Source organism: Blautia intestinihominis, assembly GCF_040096655.1.
Taxonomy (GTDB): Bacteria; Bacillota; Clostridia; order Lachnospirales; family Lachnospiraceae; genus Blautia_A; species Blautia_A intestinihominis.
This window is the reverse complement of sequence record NZ_JBBMEI010000001.1, coordinates 126063-144460: the sequence shown is the minus strand read 5'-3', so window position 1 is coordinate 144460 and position 18398 is coordinate 126063. Positions and strand designations below refer to the sequence as shown.

Genomic DNA, 18398 nt, shown 5'->3' with positions numbered 1-18398 from the left:
TTACCGGGATTCCTGCTTATAATGATAGGTGATGAATTTCATAGGGAGGTGCACCGCCATGGAAACGAGGTATACCGTCAGACAGGCAGTGGAGATGACCGGAGTGAAGTCGTATGTCCTGCGGTACTGGGAAGAAGAACTGGAACTGCGGATCCACCGGAACGAACTTGGTCATCGCTATTACACCGGATATGATATTCAGCTTTTTATGAATATAAAAGAACTGAAGAAGCGTGGACTCCAGCTCCGCGCAATCCGCGAGCTGATCCCGAAACTTGCCCGGACAGCACCAGGCTCCACAGAAAGCCGAACGAAACTCCTGGAAGGAGAGATGGTGGAAATACCGCCGGACAAAGAAGAAGTTGTGACAGAAGAGATCATAGAAGATCCACATAAGGACAATGATGAGAAGATCCTGGAATTCCAGACGATCCTCGAGCGTCTGATCGCGCAGGAACTGAAGCTTCAGAATGAAAGCGAAGATGAAGAGAGATGCCGCTCTCTGGATCTTGCAATCCGCAGACAGCAGATGGCAAGGAAAGAAGCCGCGGCAACTGTTGAAAAAAGACAAAAAAAGAAGCTGTAGCATAATTGCTACAGCTTCTCTCAATTCTGTCTGTATGAAGCTTATTCAGCTGGGTGAATAGCTTCGGTTGGACAGGCATCTGCACATGTTCCGCAGTCAAGACATGCATCAGCATCAATCTCGAAATGCTCTGCGCCCTCAGAAATAGCCTCTGCTGGGCATTCTGCTGCACATGTTCCGCAGCTTACACAATCGTCAGAAATTACGTATGCCATAATGATATCCTCCTTTATATCTTTCGTACCCTTTACAGGTATCCATAAGGCTATTCTAATATATATCCGGCAAGAATACAAGTATTAATTTATAAACAAATTTTTATAAATTATGTACAGTTTTTTTGATGTCGGGCGTTGCGTACTGGTGGGTTTTATATTATAATGAGATCTATCACTGGGAATACGGATTTCGGTCTCATCCCTGAGAAAAGGAGGAAAATATAATGGCAAAGGTTACAAAAGATATGCTGATCGGCCAGTTAATCACTTTAGATCCGAATATTGCACCGATTCTTATGAGAGCAGGAATGCACTGCCTTGGATGCCCGTCTTCACAGATGGAATCTCTGGAAGAAGCAGCTATGGTTCATGGAATGGACGCTGATGTTCTGGTTCAGCAGATCAACGATTTTCTTGAGAACAACTAATTAATACCAAAATAAAAGACTGGCAGAGATGCCAGTCTTTTTAAGTCATGGTTAAAGCTGTATTAACTGTTGCAGAACATTGGTGGAGATCAGTTCTCCATGCTCGATCAGGTGAGCCTCGCCGGCAGGTGTGCAGGCGCGTCCCTTGCCATATTCAGAAAGAATATTGCAGACCTTGTTGAATTCCTGTGCTGTGTGAGAAGACTGGTGAATGATAAGCTGATAGCTGCCATTGCCAGGGATCTTGTATAAGCTGTTCTCGCCGGTAAAGAATCCATTCAGTCCATGAGATGCTGCGATTACATCATCCAGATGAGTGAATGTATACTGACGGATCAGATTTACAGCGGAAGATTCGCCGGAATCGGAAGAATCTTCTGTTTCCTGAGACTCTGAGGCCTGTGAAGATTTGCCCTTGAGCTTGGATTCGCAGATCTTCTGGAAGATATCAATGATACTGTCCGCTCCGTCAAGCTGAAGCGGTTCCGCCTGGGTATTCTCTTTATATGGAGAAAATTTGGAAAAGCGGGTATCTAATTCTTCCGGGTCTTCGACTTTGGTAATGATGAGGATAATGCTGTCAAGATTTACAGGAATCGCCTCGATCATCAGCGGAATGTTGTCCGCCTCAAAACCAAACTCTATCTGAGCCTGCTGCATCATATCGCGAAAAAGTTTCTTGGCTTTCTCTGAGCCGTAAGCCAGTTCACGTAAATTTACCTGATGCATTTCCAGATCTTCTCGTGTTAAGGTACAACGAATCTGATTGTCGTTGATCTTCTCTAATTTCATTTCATCACATCCTATTCTTCGGATCCTGTTGTATTATATGAATATATATAGAAATCAGGATATAGTCCATGACTTATATGGTTACTGTTCACTACGTTCACAGTAACTTGGTCAAAATCCATTCCAAATCACCTTCGGTGATGGGATTTTGCCCTGTATGTCTCGGGATTTTGCCATATTCATGGCAAAACACCTCGCGGGATACTACCTGTTCACAGTAACCTTGTGTATATTATATACCACAACCATAGCGAATGTAAAGAAATTAGAATTACCTATTTCTAAAATATTTGGAAATAAAGCGGGAATTTTTCGTCAAATAGAGAAAAGTCCTTGCAAGCACAGAATAAATCTGTATAATAAAGGATAAGAAAAAATACAGATTCTGTGATTGGACAACTGAAGACGTAACATCTAACTTACATAGTAACCATCATTTTCTTATTTCTACAAACAAGTCATTGCCATCATTTACATGTCATGCAGCGTTTCAGGCTGCGGCAGATGCAATTTCCATGAGATTAAATTCAATTATAGAGGCTTATTTTTTCTTGCAGGTGTTTTCTAAAATCTTATTCCGAGAGAAAGGAGGAAAGACCAGCGAAAATATGTCACATGCAAAGTGCAGCAGGAAATCCATGAAGCCTCTCAGAGAAGAACTGAAACTCTATCAGAAGAGCGGGATACAGCTTTTTATGGATGGAGAGCCAAGTACGCCCAAAGATATTGCGAAAGCCTGTTTGATCGCAGAGGGCGGAGGCTACATGAGAGATTACACCGAAGATGAATCGGGCAGGATCGCGAGAGTTGATTTTGACCGGATCAGTGAAGCTCCCCGTAAGAAATACCGATACAGATAAACACCGGAGTGCAGATCCTGCGGAAATACATAAGAGCAGGCAGGGGGATCTCCCGGAGAAAAAGGTTTCCTCCGTATACTTGACCATTTGGGAAAATCCTCCTGCAAAAGTGAAAAAACTATAAAAACTCCTAAAATATATAAATAAACAATACATTCAAAACAAAACATGATATAATGATACAGAATCTTTACAAAAAACAGGATTTTATACATTTTGAACCGAAAGAGAGGAACGAATGAAAAAGTCAAACGATATACAGAGCCGGCGTAAGCAGCTTAAACTCAGGATCACCATTGTTATTCTGATCTTTTTGCTGGCAGCGATCGGACTGGGTGTACACGTTGTTCAGAATTATATCCCATCCAGGGAGCATATGAGTCTGACAGAGTACTATGGTCAGCCGTCAGACGGTGAGATGGTTGTTGTACTTGGTACAGATATCATGGAAGAGCGGGCTCTGAAATCAGGAGATCAGATCTATCTGCCTCAGACTATGGTAAGCACCTATCTGAATCAGAGATATTACTGGGACAGCGCTAACCAGCAGATTCTGTATGCAACACCGTCAGCACTTGAGAATTATCCGGCATCAGAATCAGGAGACGGGGATGTCTGGCTTAAGGATGGGACCGTTTATCTGAATCTCGCACTGGTACAGAAATACACAGATCTCGATACTTATACTTACGAAGATCCATCCAGGATCGTGATACAGCATGAATTTACAGGAATCAATACAGCAACTGTCCAGAAGGACACAAGTGTCCGTTATCGTGGAGGTATCAAATCACCGATACTTACAGACGTAAGCAAGGGCGATACCCTGATCTATATGCAGGCACTGGAGGACTGGGTACAGGTTTCTACCCTGGACGGCTATATCGGATATGTACAGAAGAAGGTTCTTTCCGATATGGAGACGACTGATTTCGAGAGAAGTTTTGAGAAAGAAGATTATACCTATCTCACCATGGATGACAAGGTCAATATGACCTGGCACCAGATCACCAACACGGATGCAAATGCTTATTTCGCGGATATGACAGCGAATGTCAGCGGTCTGAATGTGATCTCTCCGACCTGGTTTTATATTCAGGATACTTCAGGCAATCTTGGGGATCTTTCTTCCGCAGATTATGTGACACAGGCACATCAGAAGGGCTATAAGGTATGGGGCTTGGTGGATAACTTTACAGCAGATGTGAGTACGACAGAGACTCTGTCACAGCTTGCTTCCAGACAGAATATCATTAAGCATCTGGTGCAGACAGCAGCCAATATCGGAATGGACGGCATCAATGTCGATTTTGAATCGCTCAGTGAAGATGCGGGTCCGCATTTCCTGGAATTCCTGAGAGAACTTTCGATCGAATGCCATAAGAACAATCTCGTTCTTTCCGTAGATAATCCGGTTCCAGAGGATTTTACAAGCCATTATGACAGGAGAGAGCAGGGACTGGTTGTAGATTATGTCGTGATTATGGGATATGATGAACATTATGTCGGTTCCGATGCAGGTTCTGTTGCGTCCCTTCCGTGGGTAGAACAGGGCGTAGAGGATACGCTGGCAGAAGTTCCGGCACAGAGAACCATTCTTGCGATCCCATTCTACACCAGACTGTGGAAGACAACAGGCGGCGCTGTGACAAGCGAGGCGATCGGTATGACAGAGGCCCAGAATGTCCTTACAGAGAATAAGGTAGAGACTGTATGGGATGGAAGTATAAGCCAGAATTACGGGGAATACGAGAAGGACGGCTCTACATACCAGATCTGGATGGAGGATGCACAGTCGATCGCAGAGAAAGTCAAGCTGATCCCGAAATACGATCTTGCCGGAGTTGCACAGTGGAGACTGGGATTCGAGAGTAATGATATATGGAGCACGATCAGTGAGAATCTTCAGAGTGCTTCATAAATAAGAAATTTTCTATATGATAATAGAATGAGAGCATAATAAAAAACACACTTTGCAGGGGATGCAGAGTGTGTTTTTTGTTAATTATATAAATGGGAAAATAAAAAAAGTTCCATAAATGGAAGGAGGCCGGTACTTTCGTACCGGCGCGTATGAAAAAGAAAAATATTTTATAGAAAGCATATCGCCTTCTATGACTAATACTATACCCTATAAATGTGAAGAAAGTGTGATGAACTTTTGAAGAAAACGTGAAGAAAACATAAAATTTAACGTGCTTTATACAGCGTTTTTACGTGAAAAAGCAAAAAAAATTCCCTGCCGCTTAAATGTAAGGGCAAGGAAGGGATTACTGCATCAGAATTTTTTCCAGGTTCCTTTGAAGAAGAGCAGGAGAAGCGGGAAGATCTCCAGACGTCCTGCAAGCATATCAAAGATAAGGACACATTTGGACAGATAGGAAAAAGAACTGAAATTTCCCATCGGACCAACGATCTCAAATCCCGGACCAACGTTGTTGAGTGTAGCTGTTACCGCCATGAAGTTTGTGATCAGATCAAAATTATCGATCGCGATCAGCAGAACAGATGCGGCTAAGATCATAAGATACAGACTGATATAAATATTGGTGGATCTCAGGATATCATGGGTGATGACCTTGTCATCCATCTTGATCTTCTTGACTGCATTCGGATGAAGGTAAAGCTGGAATTCTTTCTTGGCAGCTTTACACAGGATCAGAATACGGGAAACCTTGATTCCACCGCCTGTACTTCCGGCACAGGCTCCGACAAACATCAGAAGGACCAGAACCGTCTTGGACAGAGCAGGCCATTGGTTGAAGTCGGTGCTCGAAAAACCGGTCGTTGTGATAATGGAACCTACCTGGAATGCAGCCTGCTGGAATGCAGTCAGGAGGTTGCGGAACAGGTGGGCTGTATTCAGGGCGATGATCACGATCGCCACAGCAATGATCCCGAAGTAATAACGAACCTCCTCATATTTGAATGCCTGGCGGAATTTCTTGGTCAGGATCAGATAGTATGCGGAGAAGTTGACACCAAACAGGATCATAAAGATCGTAGTAACAACCTGGCAGTAAGTGCTGTAGCTTCCAAGACTGTCATTGACAATACCGAATCCACCGGTTCCGGCAGTACCAAAGGTAATGCACAGAGAATCAAAAAGCGGAACCCTGCCGATCAGAAGCAGAGCCAGCTGGATCAGTGTCATTCCAAAGTAGATCGTATAAAGGATCTTTGCAGTGGACTGTACCTTCGGGACAAGTTTGCTGACGGAAGGCCCCGGGCTCTCTGCTTTCATAAGGTTCATATGATAACCTCCGGCAAGCGGAAGAAGAGAAAGCAGGAACACGAGGACGCCCATACCGCCGATCCAATGAGTGAAACTTCTCCAGATCAAAATACAATGAGGGAGGACTTCCACATCTGAAAGGATACTGGAACCGGTCGTTGTAAATCCGGAAACAGTCTCAAACAGTGCATCGATCGGATGTGGGATATATCCGCTGACAACAAACGGGATCGCACCAAAAATACATAAGGCAAGCCAGCTCAGTGCAACGGCAACGCAGCCATCCTTGATATAAAAGACCTTGTTTTTGGGTTTCTTGCGGGTAAGCGGAACGCCAACGACAAGGCACACCAGCATGGCAAGCAAAAAGGCTGAAAAATCCTTTTCACGATAGATCCCTGCCGTAAGAAGAGGCAGTATCATAAAGGCCGCCTGAAAATTACATACCCAGCCTACAATATAGGCGATAATACGAAAATTCATAATACCACCCCGTTCTATGCAAGAATATCGCGGATGTCGCGAAGTCCCTTGTTGGTGGTTACGATGACAACATTATCCCCGATCTGAAGCGTATCCTGGCCTCGTGGAATACGGACAGTACCCTTGTGGGTAAGACAGCAGACCAGAAGATTGCTCTTGAGGTTCAGCTCGGCAAGCGGAATACCGACAACAGGAGAGTTGTCACGGATGATGAACTCCAGAGCCTCTGCCTGGTTGTCCAGGACGTGATACAGAGTCTCTACATTACTTCCGATCGTATTCTGCATGGCGCGGACATAACGGAGAATGGAATCCGAAGTGATATATTTCGGATAGATCACACTTCCGAGATCCAGGTCGTCAATAACATCCTTGTACGGCAGGCGGTTGACCTTGGCAACCAGCTTGGCGTTGGTAAGTTTCTTGGCAGAAAGTGACAGGAAGATGTTTTCCTCGTCCATATTGGTGAGGGTTACAAATGATTCGACAGTTGCAAGCCCCTCCTCCATAAGAAGAGAACGCTCAGTTCCGTCTCCGCAGATGATCGTTGCCTCCGGGAGCATGTCACTTAATTCTTCGCAGCGTTCCTTATCCTTCTCGATGATCTTGACATTGATCTTGAGATCGGACAAAGTTTTGGCAAGGTAATAAGAAATAGTACCTCCTCCGATGATCAGTGTATTTCTGACCTGATGGGTCTTGAGACCGATCTTCTTGAAGAAAGTAGCGGTATTCTTAGGTGTGGCGATAATAGAAACAAAATCTCCATTATGAACAAGATGATCACCACCTGGGATCGCCAGGGTATCCTTGCTCTCAATTGCGGCAAAAAGAATGTCGCAGCGGTACTTGTCTGTGATCTGAGAAACAGACATGCCATCCAGTCCAAATTCAGGCAGGACCTTGAATTTGAGAAGTTCTACACGGCCTTTGGAAAAAGGATCGATCTTGATCGCGGCCGGAAAACGGAGCAGACGGGAGATTTCCCGTGCAGCAGCCAGTTCAGGATTCATGATCATGGAAAGTCCCAGACGTTCCTTGATGAACCCGATCTCCTTGCTGTAGATCGGATTTCTTACACGCGCGATCGTCTGACAATGACCGGTCTTCTGTGCGATAAGGCAGCAGAGAAGGTTCAGTTCATCAGAAGCGGTGACAGCGATCAGGATATCGGCAGTCTGAACACCGGCCTCCATAAGAGTATTTATACTTGCGCCGTTTCCAACAATTCCCATAGCGTCGATATCTTCTGTGAGATCGTTGATAACATCGGCATCCATATCGATCAGAGTCAGGTCAGTTTCTTCTTCCTGAAGCTGTTCTGCAAGAGTGCGTCCAACTTTGCCGCACCCGACAATTATGATATGCATGATTCCCTCCAGTAATAAAAAATAATTATTATAAGCTAATCTATTATATCACTCTACATAAGGTTTTTAAATAGAGAAAATGTAAATTTCATGGTATACTGGCTGCAGAAGCCGCTGTGAACAGCAGCTTACAGAAGTTAATGAGAAAAATGTTATAGTACGGAAAACAGAGAGGAAGTGACGGACAATGGATACACTGAGTGAAACCGCGGATAAAGTCGATCAGAGTCTCCAGAATATGGGGATTGATGGAACTTCCGTGAAGCAGAGCATCAGGGACTTTCTGGATTTCAAGGAATATCTGGCAGAGCAGCTGCCTGCATTTACCGGATTCTGTATCAAGGTAGTTCTGTCGATCATTGTATTTTTTGTAGGCCGCAAGATCATATGCTGGATCGTGAGCATTATGAGGCGTTCTATGGAGCGTGCCAATGTGGATGCTGGAGTTGTCCAGTTTATCTCATCGGCGGGCAAGGCTATTTTGTATACACTGTTGATCTTTAATATTGCGATTAGCCTGGGAGTCAAGGAATCTTCTGTTGCAGCACTTCTCGGAACTGCCGGTGTTACGGTAGGTCTTGCACTGCAGGGCGGTCTTGCGAACCTGGCAGGTGGTGTACTGCTTCTGATGTTCAAGCCTTTTGTTGTGGGGGATTATATCATTCAGGACCAGGCAAATGGCTGTGAAGGTACTGTTTCCAAAATCGAGATTTGTTATACCACACTTTTGAGTATTGACAACAAGAAGATCGTAGTACCGAACGGAACTCTGTCAAACAGCATGATCATCAATGTGACAGCAAAAGAAAACCGTAAGCTTGAGATCAAAGTAGGAATCTCCTACGAAGCCGACATCCGCAAAGCAAAAAAAATCCTTGAGGATATCCTGAAGGCAGACCCGGACACCAAGAGCGACAATGCAGAGATGGTGGTTTTTGTAGATGAACTGGGAGAGAGTGCGGTCATCATGGGACTTCGTGTCTGGGTACCGACAGAGGCGTACTGGGCAACGAAGTGGAGACTGAACCAGCGGATCAAGGAAGAATTTGACGCAAACGGAATCGCGATCCCATACAACCAGCTGGAGGTTTACGTACATCCACGCAAATAGCTGTTTATGAGAAAACGTAAACCGGAAATAAATAATAGGTTGACAATCCGAACTTTCCTGTGGTAAAGTAATGCACAGAAATTACAGAAGCTGTGAAAACAGTTGTTTATCAGTTACTGTGAACAGTAACGTTTATCACGAGGAGGACAAGATGAGTACGGTGGCAGTTCAAAGAAGCAAAACATATGATATTGTTTACATTGCAGTGTTTGCAGTGATCATGGCAATCTGTTCCTGGATTTCCATTCCGGCAGCAGTACCGTTTACATTACAGACATTTGGTGTTTTTATCGCAGCAGGTGTTCTGGGAGGCAAGAGAGGAACTTTATCTGTTCTGGTATTTATCCTGCTCGGTGCAGTAGGAATCCCGGTATTCGCAAACTTTTCCGGTGGGATCGGAGTCCTGGCGGGACCTACAGGCGGATATATCATCGGATTTTTATTTTCCGCACTTGTGATGTGGGCGATGGAGAAACTTCCTGGTAAGAAATCCATTATGCAGATCGTGTCCATGGTCGTAGGACTGGTCGTATGCTATGCATTCGGAACCGCCTGGTTCATGGTAGTCTATGGCAAAGCAAACGGACCGGTAGGACTTGTAACAGCCCTTGGATGGTGTGTATTTCCGTTCATCATCCCGGATCTTATCAAGATCGCACTTGCCTATGTGCTTTCCCGAAAACTGCGTAAATACGTAGCATAAAAAATAAAACAAATACAGCCGGAGCGTATCGGATGATATGTTCCGGCTGTTTCTTATATGGTAATGAAGCGTTTATTTGTTAAGAGGTGTACGTTCTGCAAAGATAAATACGATCACGGCACCGAAGAGTGCAGAGACTGTTGCGAACAGAAGCATGGAACTGACTCTCGCGAAGTCAATAAGCGCACCTCCGAGGAAGGAACCGATCACGCTTCCAAGTGTATAGGTCATCGTGAAATACGCCTGTCCTTTGATGGCATCTTCCGGTTCCATGATGGCGTTTACGTAGTAGACAGAAGCCGCAGTCAGAAGTCCCCAGCCGAGCATCTGGAAAACCTGAACTCCATAATACATGGAAATTCCGGGAGCAAGGAAAGTCCCCAGCGCCTTCAGCACAAAGAAGATCCCCGCGAAACGGACCAGGAGGTCACAGCGGATCTTTTTGATGATATATCCAAAGAGAAACAGCGTAGGAAGTTCGCACATTGCTGCGATCGCGGATGCAGTACCCATTTCTGCACTTCCTCCGCCTTTACCCTGTGCGATCTGGAAATTGAAGTTATTCAGGAGCACATGACTGAGGTAGATAAAAATACAGCCAATCAGTACCAGTGAAAAACGTCTGTATTTCCGGAAAAACAGAAGAGGGTTTGCCAGGCTTTTGCTGTCGGATGATGTCTGGGCAGATTTCTGTGTCTTGACGAAAGGAAAGATGATCAGGCAGCCAAGTGACAGGACGGTGATGATCGTCACGGAAGCTGGGATGGAAAGCACGCCGGCTTTGACGGTGATGATCCCGAGTACATAGCAGATGACTGCATAGGCGACAGAGCCCATTCCACGCGCAAGTCCGAAGTTCAGCTTCTGACCCTGGTTGATGCTCTCCATGCCGAGCGCGTTGATGAAAGGAGTCATAAGCTGCAGCAGTGCGATGCTGATCCCGTAGAGAAGTCCGGTCAGGATAAGCGTTCTGGAAAAAAACAGCCCGATTCCGAGAAGCAGCTGGATGACATAGAGAATCTGGATGATCTTTTTGAGGGATGGGCTGTCCGGGCGGTCTGCGTAACCCGCGAGCACAGGCTGCAAAAGTGCAGACATAATGCCGGCAACAGCGGCGATGATGCCGATCTGAGTATTGGAAAATCCCCCTCCCAAAAGGAAAAATCCGGAAAAACTCATGATCGCAGCGAAATACATCCAGTACAGAGCCTGGATACAGGAATAAGATCCCGTGAGGTTTTTGCTTTTGGCAGATGACATGATAAAATCTCCTTATGTATGAATAATTATTTCTATTATACAACAACAGAGAACAAAAAGCTTGCCAAAAAGCGGTCATTATTTTATGATTAATAGCAGAAAACAAAGACAGATCAGGAGGAATTCATATTATGAAGAAAAAAATAGACGTATATGAACATATGGGAGAAATCCTCAAAGGAGTGAAATCTGGTGTCCTGGTAACAGGCAAGGCAGATGACAGAGTAAACTCCATGACAATTTCCTGGGGAATGGTTGGTATCGAATGGGCGAAACCTGTATTCGTAACCTTCATCAGAGAAAGCCGCTTCACCAGAAGCCTCATCGAGAAAAACGGCGAATTCACCGTTAACATCCCGGTAGACGACAGCGCAAAGAAAATCCTTACATTCTGCGGCTCCAAATCAGGAAGAGATGTGGACAAAGCCAAAGAACTCGATCTTACTTACGAAGAACCGGAAACCATTTCCGTACCTGGAATCAAGGAACTTCCGCTGACTCTGGAATGCAGAGTAGTCTACAAACAGACCCAGGACATCAGCGCAATGACCAAAGAAGACCAGGGAAAATTCTATCCACAGAATGTAGACAGCACATTTACCGGCTCCAACAGAGATACCCATGTGGCATATTATGGTGAGATCGTAAATGCATATATTATTGAAGAGTAAAGGTAATTACAACAGGGCATTTCCTCATATCAGAATGGGAAATGCCCTGTTTTGAGTTAAGGACTGAAAAGATGCACTTTTCTGTTGCCAGAACATAAAATATAAAGAGCTCTTCTGAAAGGTCTTGTTTATGGAAATCTATCAGACATCCCGGCCCTGTGGCCGCCCATATAATGCAACCTGCGGTATGGCACGTGAAATGATGGGAAACCAGCCATGTTCCTGCCGTCCATCACCGCGAAACTCGAGAACACCGTCCGCACCATGCCCATCCTGCCGCATGCCGTCTGCATCGTCCAGAGATCCTGAGATGTATACGCATATTGATGAAATGCAGATCGCGATGGCATATGTACCCTGTCAGAAATTTTCGACGACTTATGATCTTGGTTATGCTTTAAATGTTGGAACAGTTTTCCCTGATCTGTGCAAACCATTTTGCGGAAAGCGAGGTGGCAGACGATGATGTGTCCGAATCAGTGCACCCCAAAAGAAAAACTCCTTCAGCGGATCAATGAGGTCAGTTTTGCTGTCAACGACATTCTTCTCTATCTCGACACGCATCCATGCTGTCAGGAAGCACTTGCATTTTATCAGGAATGCGCCGCCGAGCGCAGGAAACTGATGAAAGAATACGCCCAGTGCTATGGACCTCTCACTGTCGATGATGCACTGGAGACAGACGGCAACACCTGGAAATGGATGGAACAGCCATTCCCATGGGAGCAGGAAGGAGGGTGCAGATAGTCTATGTGGAATTATGAAAAAAGATTGCAGTATCCGGTAAATATCAAGACTCCGAATGCAAAGATCGCACAGTATATCCTAAGCCAATATGGCGGTCCCGACGGGGAGGTCAGCGCATCTCTCCGTTATCTTTCCCAGCGATTTACGATGCCGAACCGTATGGCTGCCGCCGTCTTAAATGACATCGGTACGGAGGAACTCGCACACCTCGAAATGGTCTCTACCATCGTTCATCAGCTCACACGCGACCTCTCAATGGAAGAGATTGAAAAGAGCGGTTTCGGGCCGTACTATATTGACCATACAGTTGGTGTCTGGCCGCAGGCGGCGGGCGGTGTTCCGTTTAATGCGTGCGAATTCCAGAGTAAAGGTGATCCGATCACAGATCTGTTCGAAAACCTTGCTGCCGAACAGAAAGCCCGCTCGACTTACGATAACATTCTCCGCGTAGTACGTGACATTCCGGAGATTGCCGACCCGATTAAATTCCTGCGTGCAAGGGAGATCGTTCATTTCCAGCGGTTTGGGGAAGCTCTCCGAAGCATTCAGGAAGAACTGGATGCCAAGAATTTCTACGCATTTAACCCAAGTTTCGACAATCCATGTAAAGCCTCGTGTAAAAGTTGAATGAAATAAAAAGTGTCTGGCACATTGACACCAGGCTTAGAATGTAGTGAGAAATGGTGCTGGGCTTATAACTGGCGCCATTTTTCCTTAATAAAACATAGCATCTCACAAGTTATTCCAAGGCAAAATGTCTTCATAATAGAGTTTTGCCCCGGAAAATGAATAACCGGTTAAATCCGATGCCGATAAACTGCCTGAGCATTAAAAAGGAAGAACTGCCAGATTTTGAACCATGTTTTTCCAGGCTATAAATCTGAATTCCTTGTCATTTACACTTTACTCTGGTAAAATAAAACCGAAAAAAATCCCCGCCAGTAGAAGCAGGGACAAAAAAGACAGACAGGGAGAGAAAGATAAATGGAATACTGGGATATCTACGATGAAAATAAACAGCCGACAGGCCGCACAATGAAGAGAAACGACTGGTGTCTGAAAGACGGGGAGTATCATCTGACCGTGCTTGGTGTTGTTGCAAGACCGAACGGCACATTCCTGATCACCAAACGAGTTATGACAAAAGCCTGGGCTCCGGGCTGGTGGGAAGTTTCCGGCGGCGCGGCACAGGCAGGAGAGGATTCCTATGAGGCAGTGCTCCGTGAAGTAAAAGAAGAAACCGGTCTGGATGCAAGAAACGCAGAAGGCGGTTATCTTTTTACCTATAAGAGAGAAAATCCGGGCGAGGGCGATAACTACTTTGTAGACGTTTACCGCTTTGTCATGGACATTGATGAGAAAGACCTGACACTGCAGACGGAGGAGACAGACGGACACATGTTTGCAACTCTGGAACAGATCCAGGCATTTGCAGCAGAAGGCAAATTCCTCCATTACGACAGCATCCGCAAAGCCTTCGAGATGTAGGAGGCTGCCATGGAATTTGCAGTATTAGGGCTGTTTTGCGGCATCCTTATTCTGTGTATTGTATGTAATGTTTCTATTATATATGCATTACTGGCAGGTTTCGTGATCTTTGGCTGTTATGCAAAGAAAAAAGGATTTTCAGTAAAAGAGATCCTGCATATGGCGGGCGAGGGAATCTGGAAGGTCAGAAACATCCTGATCACCTTTATGCTGATCGGAATGCTGACCGCACTCTGGAGACAGGCAGGAACGATCCCGGTGATCATCTGCTATACGATCCATTTTATAAAACCATCGGTCTTTCTTCTGATGGTATTTCTTTTGAACTCGCTGGTTTCGGTGCTGACCGGAACTTCGTTTGGGACAGCGGCAACAGTAGGCGTTGTCTGTGCGACGATGGGCTCTGTCCTTTCGGTATCTCCGTGGCTCTGCGGCGGTGCGATCCTTTCGGGAATCTTTTTTGGTGATCGCTGTTCACCGGTCTCGACCAGCGCCCTTCTTGTGTCAGAACTGACAGAGACCAGCATTTACAGGAACATCAGAAATATGCTCCGCAGTGCACTGATCCCCTTTGTACTGGTCTGCATCCTGTATACAATGATCGGAATGAAGACTTCCCATACACAGGAACTGCCGGATCTTACCGGAGTTTTTCATCAGGAATTTCGGATCGTCTGGTGGACACTTCTGCCGGCACTGGTGATCCTGGCTTTGTCCGTGGCGCAGCTCGGAGTCAAAATCTCTATGCTTGCAAGCATTGCCGTGGCACTTGTCTTATGCGTCTGGATACAGGGGATGCCGCTTATGGAACTCCCGCACATCCTTATCTTTGGCTTTCACAGCGAAAATGCAGAGATCGCTTCCATGCTGGATGGAGGAGGGATCGTTTCCATGCTGAGGGTCGGTGCGATCGTGTGTCTTTCCTCATCCTATTCAGGGATTTTTGAGAAAACGGGGATCCTCGACGGGATCCAGGCGACCGTAGAAACTCTGGCACAAAAAACATTTCCGTTTCTTGCGATCCTGCTCACATCAGCAGCAGCCAGCGCGATCGCCTGCAACCAGACACTTGCGATCATGCTGACACAGCAGCTCTGCGCCAGAACAGAACGAGACAAAGAAAGGTTTGCGAATGACCTGGAGGACAGTGTCGTGATCCTTGCACCAATGATCCCATGGTCGATCGCGGGGGCAGTTCCGCTTACGGCAGTCGGTGCACCACAGAGCAGTATTTTATTCGCGTTTTTCCTGTATCTGCTGCCGCTTTGCAGGGTATTGGATGGAATTCGGAAGAAAGGATAAGAAAAATGAAATTTACAAGAGAACAGATAGCAAAAGCGCTGAAACTTTATGTCATTACGGACCGAAGCTGGCTGAAAGAAGACGAGACACTTCTTTCTGTCTGCGAAAAGGTGATCCAGAACGGGGCAACCTTCCTTCAGCTCCGAGAAAAAGAACTGGGTGCAGAAGAGACAAGAAAAGAAGCCATAGAACTTCAGAAACTCTGCCGCAGGTACAATATCCCCTTTGTAGTGAACGACAGTGTGGAAATCGCATTGGAAATGGATGCGGACGGTGTACATGTCGGTCAGTCAGACATTAAGGAAAGAGACATCCGTGCCATGATAGGACCGGACAAAATCCTCGGGATGACAGCCAAGACTGTTGAACAGGCGATCGCAGCCGAAAAAGCCGGAGCAGATTACATCGGAACAGGGGCGGTTTTTGGCAGCACGACAAAGAAAGATGCCAAATATCTTTCCATGGAAGAACTGAAGAAGATCGCAGCCTCTGTCAGTATTCCGGTCGTGGCGATCGGCGGGATCAACAGCGAAAATGTCTCACAGCTTGAGGGCAGCGGAGTCAACGGTGCAGCCGTGATCTCGGGGATCTTTGCAGCGGAAGATCCGGCAGCAAAAACAGCACAGATGAGCAGGCTGACCGATATATTTTGTTAAAAATAGCCCAAATGTATTGTAATTTGTCAAAAAATATGATACTGTATAGAAAATTGAATAAAGAAGATAACAGGTGCCGAGGGCATTGTTCATGAGGTTAAAAGGGAAACAGGTGAGAAACCTGTACGATCTCGTCACTGTAAGCACGGAGTACGGTTCTGTATGCATTAAGCATGATCACTGGGAAACTGGGAAGATAGAACCATATGTTGAGCGGCAAGTCAGGAAACCTGCCTGTTGTCTGGTACGGGAATATGGATTCCAGATCACGAGTAATTGGTCGTACCGTTTTTTGATAGACCACTTACCCCTTTTTTGAGGGCTTTTTTTGTGTGCAGGATTCTGTTCAGTTTTCGTACTGTAATGTCAAAGGAGGACAAAAACATGAAAAACAAAACTGTAAAAGCACTTGCAACACTGTTAGCGATCACAACTGTATCTATGATGGGTACAGCAGGAGTTATGGCTTCTGACAACACCGCAGAGGACACTGCAACAGAGGCAGCAGCAGATGACGCAGATGACGCAGAAGCAGCAGACGATACAGCAGAGGCATCTGATGATGACCAGGCAGCAGCAGACAACGTTGCAGCACTGATCGACAAGATCTACGTTCAGGAAAGAAACGACACAACAGATGAGGACTGTAAGGCAGCCAAAGAAGCATGGGATGCTCTGACAGACGCACAGAAAGAACTGGTAGAAGGTGAAGAAGCAAGCCCGGAATATTTCGGACGTGACACAGGCGATGCTTCCAAGGATGACCCACGCAACCAGGATGAGATCGGTGAGAACGAACTTCTTGTTGTAAGCTTTGGTACTTCCTTCAACGACAGCCGTGCACAGGATATCAAAGGAATCGAAGATGCTCTGGCAGCAGCTTATCCGGACTGGTCCGTAAGACGTGCTTTCACAGCACAGATCATCATCAACCATGTAGAGGCAAGAGATGATGAAGCAATCGACAACATGGATCAGGCTCTTGACCGTGCAGTAGCAAACGGAGTTAAGAACCTTGTTGTTCAGCCTACACATCTGATGCATGGTGCTGAGTACGATGAGATGGTAGAAGTAATCGACAACTACAAAGACAAATTCGAATCTGTAGCAATCGCAGAGCCAATGCTTGGTGAAGTTGGTGATGACGCTACTGTGATCAACGACGACAAGAAAGCAGTTGCACAGGCTATCACAGATGAAGCTTGCAAGGTAGCAGGATATGACAGCATGGAAGCAGCCGCAGAAGACGGAACAGCATTCGTATTCATGGGACATGGTACTTCTCATACAGCAAACGTAACATACGATCAGATGCAGACACAGATGGAAGACCTTGGATTCACAAACGCTTTCATCGGAACTGTTGAAGGTGAGCCGGAAGACACCGCATGCGAAGAAGTTATCGCTAAGGTTAAAGATGCAGGCTTCAAGAAAGTCGTTCTTCGTCCGCTTATGGTTGTAGCTGGTGACCATGCAAACAACGATATGGCTGGTGATGATGAAGATTCCTGGAAGAGCCAGTTCGAGGCATCCGGAGCATTTGACAGTGTTGACTGCCAGATCGAAGGTCTTGGGAGAGTCGCAGCAGTTGAGGATCTGTATGTAGCACATACAAAAGATGCTATCGATTCTCTGGGAACAGCTGATGATGCAGCAGAAGTAACAGATGACACAGAAGAAGCTTCTGATGATGCAGCAGCAGAGGAAACAACAGACGATGCAGCTGATACTACAGAAGAAGCAGCAGAATAATAAAGAAACAGTTTTTATGTAAGATAACGGGGCTGCCCGGGAGGATCTAGGTCTTTCCGGGCATTTCCTGTAAAAGCAGGAGGAAAATATTATGAAACGTTCAGTGGCAATGATGGCATGCGTATTAAGCGGAGCACTTATGTTTGGAAGCTTTACGCCGGTTCTGGCAGAAACAGAAGTCAAGTCAGTTTCTACAGCAACAGCAGATGCCAAGAAGGATGATGCCAAGGCTGATACAACCGATAAGAAGGACGATGCAAAGGATGCAGTTCTGGAAGATGGCACCTACAGTGCTGAGTTTGACACAGACAGCGGAATGTTCCATGTAAACGAAGCAAACGATGGCAAGGGAGTCCTGACAGTCAAAGACGGTAAGATGACACTTCATGTAAGTCTGGCTTCCAAAAATATCGTAAATCTGTTTGTGGGAACAGCAGAGGATGCACAGAAAGATGGTGCAGAACTTCTCCAGCCGACAACAGATACTGTTACATACAGCGATGGAATGTCAGAAGAAGTTTATGGTTTTGATATTCCGGTTGAAGCTATTGACGAAGAATTTGACCTTGCCCTGATCGGAAAGAAAAACAAATGGTACGATCATAAGGTAAAAGTCACCAATCCTCAGAAAGAATCTGATGAGACAGCAGCAACAGAAGAGACGAAGGACACTTCAACAGACGATACAAAAGAAGCGTCAGAGAAATAAAATTGTCTTTGGACAAAACGATAACCA

The 18398-nt window shown here is 45.7% G+C and carries 20 protein-coding genes and 1 riboswitch; of the genes, 15 read left to right on the top strand and 5 right to left on the bottom strand.

The features are described from left to right. Positions 1–58 precede the first annotated feature (58 nt). Entirely contained in the window at positions 59–586 is a 528-nt protein-coding gene (locus WMO75_RS00600) for a MerR family transcriptional regulator (RefSeq protein WP_022214911.1), read from the top strand. A 41-nt stretch (positions 587–627) separates the two neighbouring features. Here the strand turns inward: WMO75_RS00600 and fdxA are convergent, their stop codons facing one another. Then, complete coding sequence (fdxA, locus tag WMO75_RS00595) at positions 628–801, bottom strand: 4Fe-4S ferredoxin (protein ID WP_022214912.1); 174 nt, start codon at positions 799–801, stop codon at positions 628–630. Positions 802–1028: 227 nt separating this feature from the next. Here fdxA and WMO75_RS00590 point away from each other — a divergent pair, with 227 nt between their 5' ends. Beyond that, positions 1029–1232: a DUF1858 domain-containing protein gene (locus WMO75_RS00590; protein WP_022214913.1), complete on the top strand. Its 204-nt coding sequence runs from the start codon at positions 1029–1031 to the stop codon at positions 1230–1232. A 51-nt stretch (positions 1233–1283) separates the two neighbouring features. On the opposite strand, the gene WMO75_RS00585 is transcribed toward WMO75_RS00590, so the two are convergent. Continuing rightward, positions 1284–2024, bottom strand: coding sequence for an adaptor protein MecA (locus WMO75_RS00585; protein ID WP_022214914.1), 741 nt, complete (start codon positions 2022–2024; stop codon positions 1284–1286). A 638-nt stretch (positions 2025–2662) separates the two neighbouring features. Here WMO75_RS00585 and WMO75_RS00580 point away from each other — a divergent pair. Together WMO75_RS00580 and WMO75_RS00575 are read left to right on the top strand one after the other, a co-directional pair. Continuing rightward, positions 2663–2884, top strand: a complete 222-nt coding sequence (locus WMO75_RS00580; RefSeq protein ID WP_022214915.1) for a hypothetical protein — start codon at positions 2663–2665, stop codon at positions 2882–2884. A 238-nt stretch (positions 2885–3122) separates the two neighbouring features. Beyond that, positions 3123–4805: a glycosyl hydrolase family 18 protein gene (locus WMO75_RS00575; RefSeq protein ID WP_291580857.1), complete on the top strand. Its 1683-nt coding sequence runs from the start codon at positions 3123–3125 to the stop codon at positions 4803–4805. Between the two features lie 357 nt (positions 4806–5162). Here WMO75_RS00575 and WMO75_RS00570 read toward each other — a convergent pair whose 3' ends face one another. Then, positions 5163–6602, bottom strand: a complete 1440-nt coding sequence (locus WMO75_RS00570) for a TrkH family potassium uptake protein (RefSeq protein WP_291580860.1) — start codon at positions 6600–6602, stop codon at positions 5163–5165. Positions 6603–6616: 14 nt separating this feature from the next. Beyond that, positions 6617–7972 (bottom strand): Trk system potassium transporter TrkA, encoded by a 1356-nt coding sequence (trkA, locus tag WMO75_RS00565; RefSeq protein WP_291580863.1) that lies wholly within the window; start codon positions 7970–7972, stop codon positions 6617–6619. Positions 7973–8159: 187 nt separating this feature from the next. Here trkA and WMO75_RS00560 point away from each other — a divergent pair, with 187 nt between their 5' ends. Together WMO75_RS00560 and WMO75_RS00555 are read left to right on the top strand one after the other, a co-directional pair. Next, positions 8160–9083 (top strand): mechanosensitive ion channel family protein, encoded by a 924-nt coding sequence (locus WMO75_RS00560; protein ID WP_302247358.1) that lies wholly within the window; start codon positions 8160–8162, stop codon positions 9081–9083. A 151-nt stretch (positions 9084–9234) separates the two neighbouring features. After that, entirely contained in the window at positions 9235–9786 is a 552-nt protein-coding gene (locus WMO75_RS00555; RefSeq protein WP_299319781.1) for a biotin transporter BioY, read from the top strand. 72 nt (positions 9787–9858) lie between these two features. Here WMO75_RS00555 and WMO75_RS00550 read toward each other — a convergent pair whose 3' ends face one another. Next, on the bottom strand, positions 9859–11046 hold the full coding sequence (locus WMO75_RS00550) for an MFS transporter (RefSeq protein WP_022214921.1): 1188 nt from the start codon (positions 11044–11046) through the stop codon (positions 9859–9861). A 131-nt stretch (positions 11047–11177) separates the two neighbouring features. Here WMO75_RS00550 and WMO75_RS00545 point away from each other — a divergent pair, with 131 nt between their 5' ends. The 9 genes from WMO75_RS00545 (at position 11178) to WMO75_RS00505 (ending at position 18371) form a co-directional block, all read left to right on the top strand. Then, positions 11178–11717 (top strand): flavin reductase family protein, encoded by a 540-nt coding sequence (locus tag WMO75_RS00545; RefSeq protein WP_349077474.1) that lies wholly within the window; start codon positions 11178–11180, stop codon positions 11715–11717. 130 nt (positions 11718–11847) lie between these two features. Beyond that, positions 11848–12183: a spore coat associated protein CotJA gene (locus WMO75_RS00540; RefSeq protein ID WP_227222101.1), complete on the top strand. Its 336-nt coding sequence runs from the start codon at positions 11848–11850 to the stop codon at positions 12181–12183. Then, complete coding sequence (locus tag WMO75_RS00535) at positions 12180–12464, top strand: spore coat protein CotJB (protein WP_118698970.1); 285 nt, start codon at positions 12180–12182, stop codon at positions 12462–12464. The genes WMO75_RS00540 and WMO75_RS00535 overlap by 4 nt, the downstream gene beginning before the upstream one ends. 3 nt (positions 12465–12467) lie before the next feature. After that, positions 12468–13091 (top strand): manganese catalase family protein, encoded by a 624-nt coding sequence (locus tag WMO75_RS00530; protein WP_022214924.1) that lies wholly within the window; start codon positions 12468–12470, stop codon positions 13089–13091. A 357-nt stretch (positions 13092–13448) separates the two neighbouring features. Continuing rightward, positions 13449–13952, top strand: a complete 504-nt coding sequence (locus tag WMO75_RS00525) for an NUDIX hydrolase (protein ID WP_118251959.1) — start codon at positions 13449–13451, stop codon at positions 13950–13952. A 9-nt stretch (positions 13953–13961) separates the two neighbouring features. Then, entirely contained in the window at positions 13962–15254 is a 1293-nt protein-coding gene (locus WMO75_RS00520) for a Na+/H+ antiporter NhaC family protein (RefSeq protein ID WP_118251958.1), read from the top strand. Positions 15255–15259: 5 nt separating this feature from the next. Next, a complete protein-coding gene (thiE, locus tag WMO75_RS00515; protein ID WP_118251957.1) occupies positions 15260–15910 on the top strand; it encodes a thiamine phosphate synthase in 651 nt (216 codons plus the stop codon). A 54-nt stretch (positions 15911–15964) separates the two neighbouring features. After that, a riboswitch (cobalamin riboswitch) is annotated at positions 15965–16162 on the top strand. A 132-nt stretch (positions 16163–16294) separates the two neighbouring features. Continuing rightward, entirely contained in the window at positions 16295–17662 is a 1368-nt protein-coding gene (locus WMO75_RS00510; RefSeq protein WP_349077471.1) for a sirohydrochlorin cobaltochelatase, read from the top strand. A 91-nt stretch (positions 17663–17753) separates the two neighbouring features. Then, on the top strand, positions 17754–18371 hold the full coding sequence (locus WMO75_RS00505) for a hypothetical protein (RefSeq protein ID WP_243002327.1): 618 nt from the start codon (positions 17754–17756) through the stop codon (positions 18369–18371). Positions 18372–18398 lie beyond the last annotated feature (27 nt).

Bases quoted from the DNA above. Each gene is read 5' to 3' on its own strand.
- WMO75_RS00570 (WP_291580860.1), bottom strand. From the start codon at position 6,602: ATGAATTTTCGTATTATCGCCTATATTGTAGGCTGGGTATGTAATTTT.
- WMO75_RS00575 (WP_291580857.1), top strand. From the start codon at position 3,123: ATGAAAAAGTCAAACGATATACAGAGCCGGCGTAAGCAGCTTAAACTC.
- WMO75_RS00590 (WP_022214913.1), top strand. From the start codon at position 1,029: ATGGCAAAGGTTACAAAAGATATGCTGATCGGCCAGTTAATCACTTTA.
- WMO75_RS00525 (WP_118251959.1), top strand. From the start codon at position 13,449: ATGGAATACTGGGATATCTACGATGAAAATAAACAGCCGACAGGCCGC.
- WMO75_RS00520 (WP_118251958.1), top strand. From the start codon at position 13,962: ATGGAATTTGCAGTATTAGGGCTGTTTTGCGGCATCCTTATTCTGTGT.
- WMO75_RS00560 (WP_302247358.1), top strand. From the start codon at position 8,160: ATGGATACACTGAGTGAAACCGCGGATAAAGTCGATCAGAGTCTCCAG.
- WMO75_RS00540 (WP_227222101.1), top strand. From the start codon at position 11,848: ATGGAAATCTATCAGACATCCCGGCCCTGTGGCCGCCCATATAATGCA.
- WMO75_RS00550 (WP_022214921.1), bottom strand. From the start codon at position 11,046: ATGTCATCTGCCAAAAGCAAAAACCTCACGGGATCTTATTCCTGTATC.
- WMO75_RS00545 (WP_349077474.1), top strand. From the start codon at position 11,178: ATGAAGAAAAAAATAGACGTATATGAACATATGGGAGAAATCCTCAAA.
- thiE (WP_118251957.1), top strand. From the start codon at position 15,260: ATGAAATTTACAAGAGAACAGATAGCAAAAGCGCTGAAACTTTATGTC.
- WMO75_RS00600 (WP_022214911.1), top strand. From the start codon at position 59: ATGGAAACGAGGTATACCGTCAGACAGGCAGTGGAGATGACCGGAGTG.
- WMO75_RS00580 (WP_022214915.1), top strand. From the start codon at position 2,663: ATGAAGCCTCTCAGAGAAGAACTGAAACTCTATCAGAAGAGCGGGATA.
- WMO75_RS00535 (WP_118698970.1), top strand. From the start codon at position 12,180: ATGATGTGTCCGAATCAGTGCACCCCAAAAGAAAAACTCCTTCAGCGG.
- WMO75_RS00555 (WP_299319781.1), top strand. From the start codon at position 9,235: ATGAGTACGGTGGCAGTTCAAAGAAGCAAAACATATGATATTGTTTAC.
- WMO75_RS00505 (WP_243002327.1), top strand. From the start codon at position 17,754: ATGAAACGTTCAGTGGCAATGATGGCATGCGTATTAAGCGGAGCACTT.
- trkA (WP_291580863.1), bottom strand. From the start codon at position 7,972: ATGCATATCATAATTGTCGGGTGCGGCAAAGTTGGACGCACTCTTGCA.
- fdxA (WP_022214912.1), bottom strand. From the start codon at position 801: ATGGCATACGTAATTTCTGACGATTGTGTAAGCTGCGGAACATGTGCA.
- WMO75_RS00530 (WP_022214924.1), top strand. From the start codon at position 12,468: ATGTGGAATTATGAAAAAAGATTGCAGTATCCGGTAAATATCAAGACT.
- WMO75_RS00585 (WP_022214914.1), bottom strand. From the start codon at position 2,024: ATGAAATTAGAGAAGATCAACGACAATCAGATTCGTTGTACCTTAACA.
- WMO75_RS00510 (WP_349077471.1), top strand. From the start codon at position 16,295: ATGAAAAACAAAACTGTAAAAGCACTTGCAACACTGTTAGCGATCACA.